At 63.1% G+C, this 16,898-nt stretch carries 13 protein-coding genes and 1 pseudogene; 7 read left to right on the top strand and 7 right to left on the bottom strand.

Features of this window, described 5'->3' with window-relative positions:
• The first annotated feature begins 158 nt into the window (after positions 1-158).
• On the top strand, positions 159-524 hold the full coding sequence (locus BFP90_RS03295; protein ID WP_057725354.1) for a response regulator: 366 nt from the start codon (positions 159-161) through the stop codon (positions 522-524).
• Between the two features lie 148 nt (positions 525-672).
• Here the strand turns inward: BFP90_RS03295 and BFP90_RS03290 are convergent, their stop codons facing one another.
• Positions 673-1,677, bottom strand: a complete 1,005-nt coding sequence (locus BFP90_RS03290; protein ID WP_065893833.1) for an AraC family transcriptional regulator — start codon at positions 1,675-1,677, stop codon at positions 673-675.
• A 101-nt stretch (positions 1,678-1,778) separates the two neighbouring features.
• On the opposite strand from BFP90_RS03290, the gene BFP90_RS03285 reads away from it, so the two are divergent.
• The gene (locus tag BFP90_RS03285; RefSeq protein ID WP_065895946.1) at positions 1,779-2,849 is read left to right on the top strand and encodes a fatty acid desaturase; all 1,071 of its coding nucleotides are present in this window, start codon (positions 1,779-1,781) and stop codon (positions 2,847-2,849) included.
• On the opposite strand, the gene BFP90_RS03280 is transcribed toward BFP90_RS03285, so the two are convergent.
• Positions 2,836-3,651 carry an ABC transporter ATP-binding protein gene (locus tag BFP90_RS03280; protein ID WP_065893831.1) on the bottom strand — a complete coding sequence of 272 codons (816 nt, stop codon included), beginning with the start codon at positions 3,649-3,651 and terminating at the stop codon, positions 2,836-2,838. The two genes, BFP90_RS03285 and BFP90_RS03280, sit on opposite strands and share 14 nt — an antisense overlap.
• Complete coding sequence (locus BFP90_RS03275; RefSeq protein WP_065895945.1) at positions 3,648-5,222, bottom strand: ABC transporter permease; 1,575 nt, start codon at positions 5,220-5,222, stop codon at positions 3,648-3,650. The genes BFP90_RS03280 and BFP90_RS03275 overlap by 4 nt, the downstream gene beginning before the upstream one ends.
• Positions 5,223-5,500: 278 nt before the next feature.
• On the opposite strand from BFP90_RS03275, the gene BFP90_RS03270 reads away from it, so the two are divergent.
• On the top strand, positions 5,501-6,502 hold the full coding sequence (locus BFP90_RS03270) for an ABC transporter substrate-binding protein (protein ID WP_065895944.1): 1,002 nt from the start codon (positions 5,501-5,503) through the stop codon (positions 6,500-6,502).
• Between the two features lie 497 nt (positions 6,503-6,999).
• Here BFP90_RS03270 and BFP90_RS03265 read toward each other — a convergent pair whose 3' ends face one another.
• Entirely contained in the window at positions 7,000-7,920 is a 921-nt protein-coding gene (locus BFP90_RS03265) for a LysR family transcriptional regulator (protein ID WP_065893829.1), read from the bottom strand.
• Positions 7,921-8,101: 181 nt separating this feature from the next.
• Between BFP90_RS03265 and BFP90_RS03260 the strand changes: the two genes are divergently transcribed.
• Positions 8,102-9,007, top strand: a complete 906-nt coding sequence (locus tag BFP90_RS03260) for a TauD/TfdA dioxygenase family protein (protein WP_065895943.1) — start codon at positions 8,102-8,104, stop codon at positions 9,005-9,007.
• A 125-nt stretch (positions 9,008-9,132) separates the two neighbouring features.
• Here the strand turns inward: BFP90_RS03260 and BFP90_RS03255 are convergent, their stop codons facing one another.
• Both BFP90_RS03255 and BFP90_RS03250 read right to left on the bottom strand, forming a co-directional pair.
• The gene (locus BFP90_RS03255; protein ID WP_065895942.1) at positions 9,133-10,740 is read right to left on the bottom strand and encodes an alkaline phosphatase family protein; all 1,608 of its coding nucleotides are present in this window, start codon (positions 10,738-10,740) and stop codon (positions 9,133-9,135) included.
• A 183-nt stretch (positions 10,741-10,923) separates the two neighbouring features.
• Complete coding sequence (locus tag BFP90_RS03250) at positions 10,924-11,868, bottom strand: LysR family transcriptional regulator (protein WP_065895941.1); 945 nt, start codon at positions 11,866-11,868, stop codon at positions 10,924-10,926.
• Positions 11,869-12,023: 155 nt separating this feature from the next.
• Between BFP90_RS03250 and BFP90_RS03245 the strand changes: the two genes are divergently transcribed.
• Positions 12,024-14,348 carry a TonB-dependent receptor gene (locus tag BFP90_RS03245; RefSeq protein WP_065895940.1) on the top strand — a complete coding sequence of 775 codons (2,325 nt, stop codon included), beginning with the start codon at positions 12,024-12,026 and terminating at the stop codon, positions 14,346-14,348.
• On the opposite strand, the gene BFP90_RS03240 is transcribed toward BFP90_RS03245, so the two are convergent.
• Positions 14,319-15,506: a CynX/NimT family MFS transporter gene (locus BFP90_RS03240; protein ID WP_065895939.1), complete on the bottom strand. Its 1,188-nt coding sequence runs from the start codon at positions 15,504-15,506 to the stop codon at positions 14,319-14,321. The two genes, BFP90_RS03245 and BFP90_RS03240, sit on opposite strands and share 30 nt — an antisense overlap.
• 102 nt (positions 15,507-15,608) lie before the next feature.
• Here BFP90_RS03240 and BFP90_RS03235 point away from each other — a divergent pair, with 102 nt between their 5' ends.
• A complete protein-coding gene (locus BFP90_RS03235) occupies positions 15,609-16,475 on the top strand; it encodes a LysR family transcriptional regulator (protein ID WP_065893823.1) in 867 nt (288 codons plus the stop codon).
• Positions 16,476-16,698: 223 nt separating this feature from the next.
• Positions 16,699-16,898 (top strand): annotated as a pseudogene (locus BFP90_RS03230) (energy transducer TonB); the annotation flags it as partial.

Raw genomic sequence — 16,898 nt, 5'->3', positions numbered from 1 at the left:
GCGTGGCCTGGGCGGCAGTCGCCACGGCGAGGCTCAGGAACAAGGCAGTGCGAAACATGGTGAAGGCTCCAGAAGGCAGGCCGTCACGGTAGCCAGTGGACGTGGTCAAAAGCCGCACAATTTGATGACAGGTTTGTAATCAAACCCAGAGGTAAGGCATGCAGGTGTTGTTAGTGGAAGACCAGCCGCAACTGGCGCAACGCATGGCCCAGGGCCTGAGCGAAGCGGGTTTCGGCGTGGAAGTGGCGGCCAACGGCATGGCGGCGCAGCGCTTTGTGGAAAGCACCGAGTACGACCTGGTGATCCTGGACGTGATGCTGCCGGGCCTGAATGCGTGGAAGTTGCAGCAGGCGATTCGCCAGCGCGGAGAAACCCCCGTGCTGTTCCTGACCACGCCTGACGGCATTGAAGATCGGCTGCGTGGGTTGGAATTGCATGAAGACGATTACTTGCTCAAGCCGTTTGACGCCAAAGTGCTGGTGGCGCGGGTGAGGAAATTGTTGCGGCGTGATCGGGGGCGGTGATTGATCCGGGATTTGCAGAGCCTCAAAGACCGCTATCGGGGGCAAGTCGAATCGTCGCACCGCCCCTCCCACACTTAAATGTATTCACAGTTCAAATGTGGGAGGGGGCTTGCCCCCGATGAGGCCCTCAAAAACACCCCCCATTCACCTACCGCAACCCATCCCTGAACTGCCCCGGCGTCATCCCCGTCCAGCGCTTGAACGCCCGGTTGAAACTGCTGGTATCGGCAAACCCCAGCAGATGGCTGATCTCGGCCAATGAGCACTGCGGATCGCGCAGGTGCAACAGCGCCAGGTTCTGCCGGCATTCATTGAGCAACGCGTCAAACCGGCAACCTTCATCCGCCAGGTGTCGCTGCAGGCTGCGCAGACTCAAATGCAACGCCTGGGCGATCCGCTCCGCGCCGGGTTCGCCGTCGGGCAGTTGCGCCTCGATGGCGGCGCGCACCTTGCGCTCCCAGGTCAGCGGCTGCAGTTGCGCCAGGGTGCGCTTGAGCACGGTTTCATTGTGTTCGGCCAACTCCGGGTTAGCATCGTCCAGGTGGCTGTCGAAGTCCTGGGCGGCGAACTCCAGGCGGTCTTCCTCGGCGCCAAAGAACACCGGCGCGCGAAACACCGTGTGCCAGGGCGCGGGGTCGACCGGTTCCGGGCGCTGCAGGTAAACCGCCAGCGGTGCGTAGTCGCGCCCCAGGCGATTGCGGCAGGTGCGCACATAGATCGCCGCAAACGCATCGATGGCTTCCAGCGCCGGCGCCGGGCTGCCTTCGGGTTGCAGCAGGCGAAAACGGTAGCAGTCGCCGTGTCGGCTCAACTCCAGGCTCAGGGCATCACTGACCACCTGGTGATAGCGCACGATGCGTTCGAACACTTCGCGCAAACTGCCGCTGGCCACCAGCGCGTAACCCAATGCATGAAAGGTCGTGGGGCTGACAAACCGCGACACCCGCAAGCCAATCGCCGGATCGCCACTGGCCTGCACCGCCAGTGCCCACAGGCGCGTGGTGGCCGACAACGGGTAGCGCGCGTTCGGGTCGTCCATCAGCAACGGGTCGAGCCCGGCCTCAAGGCACAGCGCGGCGCTGTCCAGGCCCAGGGCCTCGAGTTGCTTGCGCAGGGCGCGGGTCCAGCTGGCGAGGGAAGTCGGTTCAGTCATGGCGATTGGCGCTTGCGGTCAACAGGTTGGCGTGCGGAGCTAGCGGCCTGCGCCAGGGTTGGGTGCAGGATGCAGGCATCACTCCACAAGAGAATGGAAGCATGGACGGTACTTGTGCAAGTCCCCAGCAGATGAACGCGCAACAGCGTTCGGCGCATATCCGCGAGGTGGTGCTGGCCGAGGGCGCGCGCCTGCGCCAACGGCACCCCTGGCTGCTGCATCAGGATGCGCTGGGCGCGGGCATCCTGGCGTTCGCATGGGTCGGCATGCTGGGTTCAGCGGCGCTGTATATCAGCGGTCATATGGCCTGGTGGGTATGCCTGCTGCTCAATGCGTTCTTTGCCTCACTCACCCATGAGCTGGAACACGACCTGATCCACAGGATGTACTTTCGCAAGCAGCGCGTGCCCCACAACCTGATGATGGGTCTGGTGTGGCTGGCGCGGCCGAGCACGATCAACCCGTGGATTCGTCGGCATCTGCACCTCAATCATCACAAGGTCTCCGGCACCGAGGCCGATGTGGAAGAGCGTGCCATCACCAACGGCGAGCCCTGGGGCATCGCGCGCTTGCTGATGGTGGGCGACAACATGATGTCCGCCATGATCCGCCTGCTGCGCGCCAGGACCTGGCCGCACAGGTTCAGCATCCTCAAGCGCGTGCTGCTGGTGTACGCACCGCTGGCGCTGCTGCATTGGGGCGCGTGGTATATCTTCCTCGGCTTTCATGCCGCCAACGGCATCGCCGGTTTGGTGGGCGCGCCCATCGACTGGTCAGCCGGGACGCTGCAGATGATGCAGGTGATCGATATCGCGGCGGTGGTGATCATTGGCCCCAACGTGCTGCGCACCTTTTGCCTGCACTTCGTCAGTTCCAATATGCATTACTACGGCGATGTGGAGCCGGGCAATGTGATCCAGCAGACCCAGGTGCTCAACCCCTGGTGGATGTGGCCGTTGCAGGCGTTCTGTTTCAATTTCGGCAGCACCCACGGCATCCACCATTTCGTGGTGAAGGAGCCGTTCTATATCCGCCAGATGACGGTCAGGGTGGCGCACAAGGTCATGGCCGAGATGGGCGTGCGCTTCAATGATTTCGGCACCTTTGCGCGGGCCAATCGGTTTGAACGCGAAGAGCAACCGGACAGAGAACTCGCGTTCAGCAAGCAATGAACGCCAGCGGCAGGTCGCGGATCTGTTCGCGCACCGGCGGCTGGTAGTGATCGTCGCTGATCAGTTCATGCAGCAGCTCTTCGCGCAGTTGGTGGAATTCAAAGCTGCTGCGCTGGCGCGGATGGGGCAGGGCGATCTCGACCACCTGCTTGATCCGCCCGGGCCGGGGCTCCATCACCACCACGCGGTCGGCGAGGAAAATCGCCTCTTCCACATCGTGGGTCACCAGCACCGTAGTGATTTTGGCGCGGGCGCGAATCGCCAATAGTTCGTCCTGCATCTGCTGGCGGGTCAGCGCATCCAGCGCGCCGAACGGCTCGTCCAGCAGCAGAATCCGTGGGCTGGCCACCAGGCCACGGGCGATCGCTACCCGTTGCGCCATGCCGCCGGACAGTTGGTGAGGATAGGCGCGGGTGAAGTCGGTGAGGCCCACCAGTTCGATAAAGTCGCCAATGCGTCGGCTGCGCTCGGCCTCGCTCAAGGGTTCATTGACCAGGCCCAGGCCGATGTTCTGCGCCACCGTCAGCCAGGGGAACAAGCGGTGTTCCTGGAACACGATGCCGCGTTCGCTGCCGATGCCGCTCACGGCTTTGCCATCGACCTGGATCTGCCCGCGAAACTGCGTATCCAGCCCCACCAGCAAGCGTAAAAGCGTGGACTTGCCGCAGCCGCTCGAACCGACAATCGCCACAAATTCGCCCTCGGCAATCTCCAGGTTGAATTCGCGGATGGCTTCCAGCTCGACGCCATCCACCTCGAAGGACTTGCCCACATGGTTGAAGCTGACAATCGGTGCGTTCATGCGTGTCTCCAGCCGGTGACGCGGCTTTCAAGGCGTTGGCCGATAAGGTTGAGGGTGGCGCCGGTAAGGCCGACCAGCAGCATGCCGCTCATGATCAAATCCATGCGCAGCAGCTGTTGGGCGCCGATCATCAGGCTGCCGATGCCGCCATTGGACGGCATGAAGTATTCCGCGCCGATGGTGCCCAGCCAGGCGTAGATCAGGCTCAGGCGCAGCCCGGCGAAAATGCCCGGCGCCGCGCCCGGCAGTATCAGGCGGCGCAGCCGTTGGAACAGGTTCAGGCGCAGCACCTGCGCGGCTTCGCTCAGTTGCGGTGACAGGTTCAACACGCTGCGCTGGGTGGCGATAAACAGCGGGAAAAACGCCGCCAGGCCAATGAACACCCACTTGGCCAATTCCCCCAGGCCAAACCAGGCCGTGAGCAACGGCACCCAGGCAAAGATTGCGATCTGGCGCAAGGCGGCCAGGGTAGGGCCGAGCACCCGCTCGCTGCGCGGTGACAAGCTCAGCCACAAGCCGATGGCAAACCCCAGGCTGGCGCCCAATGCCAAGCCGCCCAGGGTGCGCCCCAGGCTTTTGCCCAGCGCGCCCGACAGCGTGCCATCCACCACGCCCGTGGCGGTGGTCTGCAGCACAGTCCATGGGCTCACCAGGATATTCGCGTCGACCCAGCCCTGCTGCGTCGCCACTTGCCACAGCGCCAGCAACCCCAGGGGCAGCAGCCACGGCTGCAGGCGCTGCCAGCCCTGGTAACGCGGGCCGCGCCGGATGTGCGCCGTGGCCGGATGCGGCCAGTGCACCCATTTGCGGTCCAGCCAGCCGACGCCACGGTCCATCACCACGCCCAGCACGCCGATGACCACGATGCACACAAAGACGATGTCGAGCATGAACAACTGGCGTGCCCACACCATCAGGTAGCCGATGCCTTCACTGGAGGCCAGCAGCTCCACCGCCAGCAGCGACGTCCAACCGGCCGCCAGCGCCAGGCGCACACCGGCCATGAACGCCGGCAGTGCGGCGGGCAGAATCAGTCGGCGGATCAGCAGGTGGGTGGGCAGGCGCAGCACGCGCGCGGCTTCACGCAACTGCGGCTGCGCATCGCGTACACCAACCAGCGTATGCAGGGTCACGGGTACCACGATCGCCTTGACCAGCACCACCAGTTTCAGGGTTTCGCCGATGCCGAAAAACACCATGAACAACGGGATCCACGCCAGGGTCGGCACTTGTGCCAACGCACTGAACGTGGGAAACACCAGGCGCTCGGCGCGCGCGCTGAAGCCCAGCCAGGCGCCGAGCAACGCACCGGCGCCGATGCCCGCCAGCAAGCCCCAGAACAAGCGCTGCACACTGATCGCCAGGTGGCTCCATAGCTCGCCGCCCGCCAGTTCCACGGCGCTGCTCCACACCAGTGCAGGCGGCGGCAGGATTTGTTCGCTCATCCACTGATGACGGCAGGCCAGCCACCACAAGGCTAATAGCGTCAGCGGTAACAGCCAGGCGCTGAGCGCCGGCCAGCGCAGTGTCGGGGTTGTCAGAGGCGGGCTTAACCGTGCGGTCCGGGCCATCGGGGACCTTCCTTTCGTTATGTGATTCAGATCTTATAAAAACGTAATCAAGATGATTGTGCGATAAGAGAGTCCATTTAAAGCCCGTGCCCGGCACGCATCCAATGCATTCGGAGAATATTTTCGATGCTGTTTATGCATAGCCCGCTGCAGCCTGCGGTTTGTCTCGCATAGTTCAAAAGGTTATTAAATTGTGAATTTATAGTATTTAAAGTTTCTATCTGCCTGTGCCTAATTTCAGCTCCCCAGGCGACCGCCGCCCACCAGGAGCTGCCCTTATGAAACTGCCCTTCAAACGTCTGATCACGCTGTTCGCCGCTACCGCGCTGGCGGGTCTGGTGCAGGCCGCCGAGCTCAAGGAAATCCGTATTGCCGTGCCCGACCTCAGCGCCGGGAGCCAACATAGCGGCGGCGGCATCACCGATGTGTTGCGCCAACAGCAGATCTTCGAAAAGGCCTTTGCCGACCAGGGCATCACGATTCAGTGGAATTACTTCAAGGGCGCGGGCCCGGTGATCAATGAAGCCTTCGCCAATGGCCAGGTGGACCTCGCTTATCTCGGCGACCTGGCGGCCATCATCGGCCGTTCCAACGGGCTGGATACCCGCCTGCTCAGCGCCACCGCGCGCGACATCAAGCAGTACCTGGGCGTGGTGCCGGGCTCGGGCATCAAGACCCTGCACGACCTCAAGGGCAAGCGCGTCGCGGTGTTTCGCGGCACGGCCAGCCAGTTGTCATTCGACAGCGCATTGGCCAGCCAGGGCCTGAGTGAAAAGGACCTGAAAGTCATCAACCTGGATTACAACGCGGCCGGTGCGGCGTTGGCCGCCAAGCAGATTGACGCAACCTGGGGCGGCTCCAACCTCACGGCGCTGCAAGCCAAGGGGCTGGCCGAGATCGCCCTGACCACCAAGGACCTGAACGGCGCCGGCAGCATCCAGGCGGTATTGGTGGGCAGCAAACAGTTTGTCGACGGGCATCCCGACGCGGTGGCCAAGTTGCTCAAGGCCCAGCAGCAGGCGGCGCAATGGTTGACCGATGACAATAACAAACAGGCCTACATCGAGCTGGTGTCGGGGCTGGCCAGTTATCCGCCAGTGATCCTGAGCAATGACTTGAAGGACCAGCAGCTCAGCCAGATTTTCCCGGCGACGCTGGACCCGGTGTTCCTGGGCAAGTTACAGGATGCGGTGGATCTGGCTTCCAGGGAGAAGTTGATTCGTCGGTCGTTTCAGGTGAGTGATTGGGTGGCGCCTGGGTTGGCTGCGGCGGGGCTTTGAGTCCAGTGGTGCCTGGGCTATAGCTATCGGGGGCAAGCCCCCTCCCACACTTTGAAGGTATTCACAGTTCAACTGTGGGAGGGGGCTTGCCCCCGATGACGGCCTCGGGGCCGACCAGGATGTTGGATCAGACCGAGTACATATCCGTTTCTGCGGTAACGGCTGCTAATGGTTCCGCTTTTACAGCGGCTCACTTTTGAAAAGCGCAAAAGTAAGCAAAACGCTCTTGCCCCACCACTCGGCACCTCGCTTAGGCTCGGTGTGCCCGAACGCAGGCTTGAATCCGTGGGCCGCCGCCACGCGCCATCCATGGCGCGGGGCGGCTAACCCGGCGTCCTGCCGGGTTACCCACGGATTCAAGCCTGCGTTCGGCCAGCGTGGTTTGACGGGGCGCCTGAGATCAAAAGCAGATCAAGATCAAGAGCGGCTCGCTTCGCATCGTGGTTACGGGTGGGCGCTGCTGAGTTGTGTAGATACCTATGGCCCGATGAGGCCGTTCAGACCGCCACACTCACCTCTTGCCTGTCGACCTCCACCAACACCTCAATCATCGCTTTAGCCGCCGGCGACAACCGCGCCCCCGTGCGGCTGACGATCCCGCACCGCGCACTCAGGGTCTCCATGTTCTGCGGCAGGTTGCGCCAGTGCAGCAGCACCAGTGTGCCGCTGGCGATGTCCTCGGCGAACGCTTCCTCGGTGCCCACGCCGATGGCGTTGGACTGCAGCACGATTTTCACCAGCGCCGGGAAGTGTTCGGTCTGGATGCTCGGCGAAAAATCCATGCGCCCGCTCAGGTTTGCCAGCAGTTTGCGAATGCCCTGGGAGATCAGCGGTGCCGCCAGCGGGTAGTCGAACATGTCATTGGTCGACAGGCTGTCCTTGGCCAGCAGCGGGTGCCCCGGGCGGCAGAAAAATACGCCGCGCTTGGCGGTCAGCGCACGGGTCTGGAAGTTCGGGTCGGCTTCGAACTGGCGGATGTCGGCAATGAAGAATTCGATCTCCTCGCGGCTCAGGGCGCGGCTGAGTTTTTCCCAGTTATCCACCTGGAAACTGGTGCGGATTTTCGGGTGCGCGCCGATAAACCGCGCCACCGCATCCGGCACCAGTTTCACCGCCGGCGCCGGGCCGCAGCCGAAGCGCAGGTCGCCGGCATCGAGCTTGGTCATGCGCGTGACTTCACTGCTCAGCAAGGCGGCGCCATGCACCAGGCTCAGGGCGTGTTGCAACACCACCTGGCCTTCGGGCGTGGGGCGCAGGTCCTTGTGGCCACGGTCGACCAGCACGCAGCCGAACTCCTGTTCCAGCCCCTGGATGCTGCGGCTGAACGCCGGTTGAGTGATGCCCATGGCGTCCGCAGCGCGTACGAAACTGCGGTGTTCGTTGAGGGCAATGAAGTAGCGCAGTTGACGCAGATCCATATGCATTCCCGGCATTTGAAAAATAGGTCGAAGGCATTTGCGAGCGACGGAGCTGAGGTTTTAAATGCAAGCTCTTATTCCGTCAACGAAGCATTGGTTCATTTGCTAGATCTAAAATGCATATGAATAGAGCGTTGCCGGCGAGCGTTCCACCATCCGCAGGCACATGAGGGTCACCACAATGAGCAACGCCGCATTAGCTGTTCAACCCATCGCCCAGGCACTGGACATTCATCCGGTCGCCGGCCGCATCGGCGCCGAGATCCGTGGCATCAAACTGTCCGGTCATCTCGATGCCGCCACTGTCGACGCCATCCAGCAAGCGCTGGTGCAGTACAAGGTGATCTTCTTTCGCGAACAGTCCCACCTCGACGACCAGAGCCAGGAAGCCTTCGCCCATCTGCTCGGCGAGCCGATTGCCCACCCGACCGTGCCGGTGCGTGACGGCACGCGTTTCCTGATGGAGCTGGACGGCACGCGCGGCCAGCGCGCCAACTCCTGGCACACCGACGTGACCTTCGTCGATGCCTACCCCAAAGCTTCGATCCTGCGTTCGGTGCTGGCGCCCGCATCCGGTGGCGACACCGTGTGGGCCAACACGTCGGCGGCCTACAACGACCTCAGCGTCGAGCTGCGCGCCCTGGCGGATAACCTCTGGGCCATCCACAGCAACGAATACGACTACGCCGCGCTCAAGCCGGATGTGGCGGTGGAGCGGCTCGAGGAGTACCGCAAGGTGTTCACCTCGACGGTGTATGAAACCGAGCATCCGGTGGTGCGCGTGCACCCGGTCAGCGGTGAGAAAACCCTGCTGCTGGGGCACTTCGTCAAGCGCCTCAAAGGCTATTCCCAGGCCGACTCGACGCAACTGTTCAACCTGTTGCAAAGCCACGTTACCCGCCTGGAAAACACCGTGCGCTGGCGCTGGAACAGCGGCGATGTAGCGATCTGGGACAACCGCGCCACCCAGCATTACGCGGTGGACGACTACGACACCCAGGAGCGTATCGTGCGCCGGGTGACGCTCAAGGGCGATGTGCCGGTGGGCGTGCAGGGGCAAACCAGCAGAACCACGAAAGGTCTCTAAGTCAGGTTGCAGATTAAAATGTGGGAGGGGGCTTGCCCCCGATAGCTGAGTGTCAGTCAACCTTTCAGTGGCTGACACACCGCTATCGGGGGCAAGCCCCCTCCCACATTCAGACCTGTGTCGTTCTACCACACGCCAATCTGCACCACCTTCTCCGCCTCCGGCTCACCGTAGCGAAACCATTGGCCACGCACTTCGATCTCGGAGTGGCTGATGGTGGTTCGCCGCTTCAACCCGCGCAGCCAGTCGAACAGATAACCCACATGCACCTCGCGCACGTCGGCATAGGCCGGGTCGGCGCCCAGGTCGTGTACTTCCTGCGGGTCGTTGTGCAGGTCGAACAGCTGCGGGCGGAAGCCGTCATAGGCCAGGTATTTCCAGCGCTCGCTGCGCACCATGGTCATGCGGCAACGGTCGATCGGCTGGCCCAGACGCTCGCGGGCGGGGGCCTGGAAGGCGTAGTCGTACTCGGCAATCGCATAGTCACGCCAAGGCGTCGGTTCACCGTGCAGCAGCGGGATCAGCGAGCGGCCTTCCAGGCGGTGCTCGGCGGCAGGCAGGCCCAGGGCGTCGAGGAAGGTCGGCAGCGCGTCGATGGTCTCCACCAGGCGCGCGTCCACCGAGCCACGGCTGATATCGGCACTGGCACGCGGGTCGCGCACGATCAGGGGAATGCCCACGGCAGGCTCCAGCAGGAATTCCTTTTCACCGAGGAAGTGGTCGCCGAGGAAGTCGCCGTGGTCGCTGGTGAACACAATCAGCGTGTCATCCCAGCGCCCGTTGCTTTGCAGGAAATCGAACAGCCGCCCGAGCTGGTCGTCGATCTGTTTGATCAGCCCCATGTAGGTTGGAATCACCGTGAGCCGCACCTCGTCGCGGGAGAAGTTCAGGCTCTCCTGGTGTTGATGAAAGGCCTGGTATACCGGGTGATCGCTGGTGTGCGCCGGTTGAATCGGCGCCTGGATATGCTCGGCGCCATACAGCGCGTGGTACGGCGCCGGGGCGATATAGGGCCAGTGCGGCTTGATATAGGACAGGTGCAGGCACCAGGGTTGTTCGGCCTGCTCCTGGATAAAGTCGATGGCGCGGTCGGTGGTGTAGACGGTTTCCGAGTGCTGCTCGGCAACCCGCGCCGGTAACCCGGCGTTGCGCATGTGCCAGCCGCTGAGCACTTCGCCGTTTTCACCTTGCGCGGCATTGGCCCATTCATGCCACGGGTTGCTGCCGTTGTAGCCTTGCTCGCGCAGGTAATGGGTGTAGGGCGCGGACTCGCGTTTGTCCTCGAACAGCGGGCTGTCGGGGTAGATGCCGTCGTGGCGGAAATAGGTGTCGAAGCCCACTTCGTTCAGCACCTCGGCCTGGGCGCTTTCGGGGTCGATATTCAGCCGCTGCAGGGCATCCAGGTTTGGCGTGGCGTGGGTCTTGCCCACCAGCGCGGTGCGGATGCCGTGGGGGCGCAGGTAGTCGCCAATGGTCAGCTCTTCCAGGGGCAGCGGTACGGCATTCCACGCCACCTGATGGCTGCTGACATAGCGCCCGGTGTAGGCCGACATCCGCGACGGGCCGCAGATGGTGCCCTGGGTGTAGGCGCGGCTGAAACGCACGCCGGCTGTGGCGAGGCGGTCGATGTTCGGGGTGTGCAAATGGGCGTGGCCGTAGCACGACAGGTAATCGCGGCGCAGTTGGTCGCACATGATGTAGAGCACGTTGCGTACGGGTTGGGGTTGGGACATGGAGGCTCACCGGATGGAAGATAGGTGAGGTTTTTTCGCTGTTTGGGTGGGGCGCTGGCAAGTGCATTTGGGGACTGGGTTTCATGCAATGAATGCATGGGTGTTGCCATTGGGGACAAGCCCCCTCCCACACTTGAAATGCATTCCAGATGTGGGAGGGGGCTTGCCCCCGATGGCGTCGGTTCAGACCGCGATATTCTCAAGCGTATAACTATCTTCATCCCGCTCATCGACTTCCTTGATCTGCTCAATCATCGCCTCCGCCAACGGCGACAGCCGATACCCCGCACGGCTGACAATCCCGTAGCGGGTGTAACGCTCCTCCAGGTTTTCATCCAGGCCATCAATCTTCAAACACACCAACTCGCCCCGGGCCATGTGCAGCATGTCGCTGTTTGCGCTGACGATGCCGATGGCGTCCGAGCGCAGTACCACGCCCAGCAGGCTGTAGCCGTTTTCGCATTCGACGTTGGGCTGGTAATCCGGTCGGCCGCTGAGGTCGACGATGACTTTGCGCAGGTTCGGCGGGCGGATGGTCACGGCCAGCGGGTAGCTCATCAGTTCGACGGGGCTGACGCTGTCGTGGGTGGCGAGGGGGTGCCCGCTGCGGCAGCAGAAATACCAGCGGCGCGGGCGCAGGCGGTGGGTGTGGTAGTCGGGGTTGGCTTCGAAGTGGCGGGTGTCGGCGACGAAAAACTCGAACTCTTCACTGAGCAGGCGTTTGCTCAGGCTTTCCCAGTCGTCCACCTGGAACTGTACGCGTGCCTTGGGGTAGCGCCCGATAAAACTGCCGATGGCGCGGGGGATCAAGCCACCGGCCGGCGCCGGGCCGCAACCGAAGCGCAACTCGCCGGCCTCCAGGCCGTTGAACTGGCTGATCTCATTGGCCAGTTGCTGCGCGCCGCTGACCAGGCGCCGGGCATGTTCGAGCAGCACCTGGCCTTGTTTGGTCGGCGCCAGGTCTTTGCGCCCACGGTCGACCAACTGGCAGCCGGTGCTGTGTTCCAGCGCCTGGATGCTGCGGCTGAAGGCCGATTGCGACAGGTTCACCGTCAACGCCGCCGCGACGAAACTGCGTTGTTCGGCGAGGGCGATGAAGTGGCGAAGTTGGCGCAGGTCGATATGCATTTTTCACATCAAAAATATCCGGGAAATGCATTGGCTATGCATTAGGTCGACTCCTTATAAAGGCTATCTCTTATGCAGTAAATGTTCTTAAAACCATAAATAAATAACCTTAAGGAATATGCCTTGCTGGATATTCCTGGGTTCCGGAGCCGCCCATGAGTCTGTTCAAGCCCGTTGTACCCTTCAAGCGCCTGCCCCTGGCGATGCTGCTGGCGGGCAGTGCCAGTTGGACCCCCAGTCATGCTGCCGAGCCGGCTCCGGCAGGCGAGAGCGCCAGTGGCCAGTTGGAAACCGTCACGGTCACCGCGCGGCGGCGTACCGAAAGCGCCCAGGCGGTACCGACGCCCATGAGCGTGGTCGGCGGCCAGGCGCTGGAGAGCCAGCGGGTGTATCGGATTCAGGACCTGCAGCAGCTGGTGCCCAGCGTCAACGTCGCCTATATGCATGCGCGCCAGTCCAGCGTGTCGATTCGCGGCCTGGGCAACAACCCGGCCAGCGACGGCCTGGAGGGCAGCGTGGGGTTGTATATCGACAACGTCTACCTCGGGCGCCCCGGCATGGCCGTGTTCGACCTGATGGACATCGAGCAGCTTGAGGTGTTGCGCGGCCCGCAGGGCACCCTGTTCGGCAAGAACACCACGGCGGGGGTGATCAATATCAGCACCCGCGCGCCGAGTTTCACCCCGGAGCGCAGCATCGAAACCTCGCTGGGCGAGGACGGTTATTTCCAGACCAAGGGCACGATTTCAGGGCCGCTTACCGATGAGTTGGCCGGGCGTTTTTCGGCCTATCGCACGCGCAGCGACGGCGACATCAAGAATGAACATGACGGCCACGAGCTCAATGGCGGTTCGCGCCAGGGCTTTCGCGGGCAACTGCTGTACAAGCCCAATGAGGCCTTCAACCTGCGCTGGATCGGCGACTACAACGAGGAGGATTCCAGCGCCGGTACACGTGTGCTCTACAGCACCGGGCCGACCATCAACGGCACCAACCTCTATCAGTCCCGGGCCAACGCCGCGGGTGCGACCCTGGTCGATGGCACCCACCGCAAGGTCAACCTGGACAACGACCAGCACGTCACCGTGTTTCAGGGCGGCACCTCGCTGGAGGCCAATTGGACCTTGCCGAGCGATTTCACCCTGACGTCGGTCAGTGCCTATCGCTGGTGGAATTTCACCCCGCGCAACGATGACGGTCTTAACGTGCCGGCCTCGTATAACGCCGGCGTATCGGTGGAGGACAAGCAGTGGTCCCAGGAATTTCGCCTGGCTTCACCCCAGGGCGGGTTTTTCGATTACGTGCTCGGCGCCTACTACTTCGGCTCTGACCTGGATAACAAGTCCTTCGCCTATTACGGCCCCCAGGCGGATATCTGGAACGGCACGCCGAGCGGCGCGTTGAACAACGTGAGCAGCATCGGCAACGGGCATATCCGCACCGACAGTTTTGCGCTGTTCGCCCAAGGCACCTGGCACCTGACCGAACGCCTGGATTTCACCGCCGGCCTGCGCGGCACCTACGAAGAAAAAAGTGCCTGGGTGACACGCAATGCCCCGCTGGGCGGCGCTGCGGTCAGCGGCGCCGCAGCCACGGCGCGACGCGGACGTACCGGGACGTATGACTCGGGTGACCTGACGCAATACAGCGCCACCCCGTCGGGGCTGCTCAACCTCAGTTACCACTTCAATGACAACCTGCTGGGCTACGCCACGCTGTCCCACGGCGAGAAGTCCGGCGGCGTCAACCTGGCGGTGGGCTCGGCGCCGACGGCGGGGGCCGACTCGCTGTTGATCGGCACCGAGCGCGCCAACAACGCCGAGTTGGGTTTCAAGAGCACGTTGTGGGATCGCCGCCTGCAACTCAACGCCAACCTGTTCTGGACCCAGGTCAATGGCTACCAGACCAACGCCTACGACCAGGACAACCGTGTGCAGTACCTCACCAACGCCGGCTCCGTGCGCTCGCGGGGGGTGGAAGTGGAAAGTACGCTGGTGCCGATCAAGGGCCTGACGCTGAACCTCAACGGCTCCTTCAACGACGTCAGTTACCTGTCTTACAAGGACGCGCCATGCCCGCCGGAAGTCAGCCTGCGCCCCGGCGCACCGACGTCCTGCGACCTCACCGGCCACCAGGTGGTGGGCGCGTCGAAATGGATCGCCAACGCTAACGGCGAGTACAAGTGGAACCTGGATAACGGCTTTGAACCCTACGTCACCGCCAGTTATGCCTTCCGCTCCAAGGCGGTGGGCACCGTGGAAGATTCCGACTACGGGCAGATCCCGGCCTATGCGCTGGTCAACCTCTCCACCGGCCTGCGCGGCAATTACCAACAGGGCCAGTGGGACGTGTCGCTGTGGCTGAAAAACGCCTTCGACAAAACCTACTACACCACCCTGTGGACCGGCGGCAACGGCGGATACGAAGGCCTGCTGGGCGCCCCGCGTACCCTAGGCGTGACCGGGCGCTACGACTTCTAGGTCACTGCGATAGGTGGCCGGACTGAACACCCTCGTCACCAGCAGCATCGCCAGCACGGTCAGTGTCAGCACGATCCAGGCGCTGACAAAGTTGCCGGTCAGTTCGCGCAGCCAACCGGTCAGCCAGGGCGAAACGGCGTTGATCAAAAAGCCCACGCCCTGGACGAAGGCGGCCAGTTGCCCGGCCTGGCGTGGGTCGCGGTGATGGTCGAGGGTCAGCAGCAGGCTCAGGGCGAAGCACGCGCCCAGGCCGAAGCCGCACAGGGCCACCCACACATGGGGAAAGGCCTGCGGCGCGATGATCAGGCCGAGGTAGCCGAGGGTCTGCGCCACCAGGCTGATGCCGAGCAGCGGGCGACGGTCGATGCCGCGTTGTGCCAGCACCGGCATCAGCAGCGCGGCGATCACCTGGAAAATGGTCATGAATGCCAGCAGCGAGCCGCTGGGCAGCACGCCCCACCCCAGTTGCTGATAGTAGGCAGGCAGCCAGGCCACCATGCTCATGTAGCCGCAGTTGACCAGGCCGAAATACAGCGCGAGCAACCACGCGCGACGGTTGCGCAGCCCCTTCAAGGCGGGCGCCACGTGTGGACTCCTGGCGGCGCCCAGCGGCAGCCACGTCCATAGCAACAAGGCTGCGAGCGCCGGCAACAGCCACACACCCAACCCTGCCTGCCACTGCTGGAAGTGCGTCGCCACCACCGGGCTGAGCAACGCCGCCAGGCCGCCGCCGGCCATCAGTGAGGCCGAATACACGCCCATCGCCACCGGTACGCGCTGATGAAACTCGCGCTTGATCATCGCCGGCACCAGCGCCTGGATCAGCGCCACGCCCGCACCACCGAGCAACGCGGTGACCAGCAGCGCCGACGCCTGATCCATCAGCCAGCGCGCCAGGCACGCCAGCAGAATCATCACCAGGCCCAGGGCGATACCGCGCCGTTCACCGAGCCGCGCTTCCACGCGCACGCCCACCAGCGCCACCAGGCCCATGCAGATGACCGGCAGGCTGGTCAGCAGGGCGCTGCTCTGGAAGCTCAGGCCGGTGGCCTGGCGAATTTCGCCGAGCAACGGGCTGATGGAACTGAGGATCGGCCGCAGGTTGAGGCCGAGCACTACCAGCAGGCACCAGCCTGCAAAGGACTTATTGAGGGTCATGCAGCGCCTGTGCACCCGGTAAATGTGGCGTGAGTATGGCCAGCGCCCCGGGTATTCTGAAATTAAATATAACCATGCCAGCCAGTGGCAAAGAGAATGACCATGTTCGATCCCGTATTACTGCGCAGCTTTGTCGCTGTGGTCGATTGCGGCAACTTCACCCGCGCTGCCGAGCGCCTGCACTTGACCCAATCCACCGTCAGCCAGCAGATCCGCCGCCTGGAAGATGCCGTGGCGTGCCAGTTGCTGGACCGCGATCAACGCCGTGTCGTCGCCACTGCCGAAGGCGAGCGCCTGCTGGGCTATGCACGACGCATCCTGGCGCTGCATGAAGAAGCCGCCGATGTGTTGATCAACCAGCAAAGCGACGGCGTGTTGCGCCTGGGTGTGCCGGAGGATTTCGCGGCGCAGCGATTGATGCCGTTGCTCTCGGCGTTTGTGCTGGCCTATCCACGGGTGCGCCTGGAGGTCACCAGCGGGCTGGGCCCCGAGCTGCAGCGCCAATACCGCAGCGGTGAGTTCGACGTGTTGCTGGTCAAACAGATGGGCAGCAGCGATGACTGCCTGGCCTCGTGGCCCGAGCCGCTGTGCTGGGTGGACAGCCGCAGCACGCCGTGCCTGGGACGCGACCCGTTGCCGCTGGTGGCGTTTCCCGTGGGCGGCCTGTACCGCAATGAAATGCTGCACCACCTTGAAGTGGGCGGCTGGCGCTGGCGTATCGGCTATTCCAGCGCGAGCCTGGCCAGCGTGTGTTCGGCCGTGGCGGCGGGGTTGGGCGTGAGTCTGTTGCCGCTGCGGGTGGTGCAGGCCGGGCATGTGGTGCTGGGCGCAGAGAGCGGTTTGCCCGTGGTGCAAGGCGTGCGCCTGGCGTTGTATGCCCGCAGCGGCCTGAGCGCGGCAGGGCAGTGCTTACAGGCTGAACTGTTCGATTTGTGCGCCAACAGCCCTGTTGGGCCATGCCTCTACTGAATATTTTGCATGCCTGAAACGCATTGAAAAATGCCACCTCTGCGCCAGGCCGCGCAGACCGTGGCTTTGGCGTATGAGTCAGTTTTATTTATTCAAATTAGGCATAAGCATAACTTTAAAGATTACTTTAAGGGATAAGCACCCAGCCCGATGATTCAACCCTGGACGGCCTGCTACGCAGGCCCGTCGGTTTTTAGGTTTAAAAATCGTAGGGAGTGAATCAATGGGCAATGTCCAGACCGCCGCCCGTGCCACTGAGGCGCAAGGGCGCCTGGCACCGAGCGGTGAGTTGGTCGACCTTGGCCGGCCGCACCGCGCGCCGTTGGGGCAGTTGCGTCTGCAGCAGACCCCCAAGCGGTTTTCCAGCCGGCGCGAAGGCGTTCTGTTGGGCTTGTTGGTGCTGGCCTTGCACGGCGCGGTGAT

This window comes from Pseudomonas sp. 24 E 13, from assembly GCF_900004715.1.
Classification (GTDB): domain Bacteria; phylum Pseudomonadota; class Gammaproteobacteria; order Pseudomonadales; family Pseudomonadaceae; genus Aquipseudomonas; species Aquipseudomonas orientalis_A.
The sequence above is the reverse complement of the archived record's forward strand: the minus strand, read 5'-3'. Positions and strand labels throughout refer to the sequence as shown.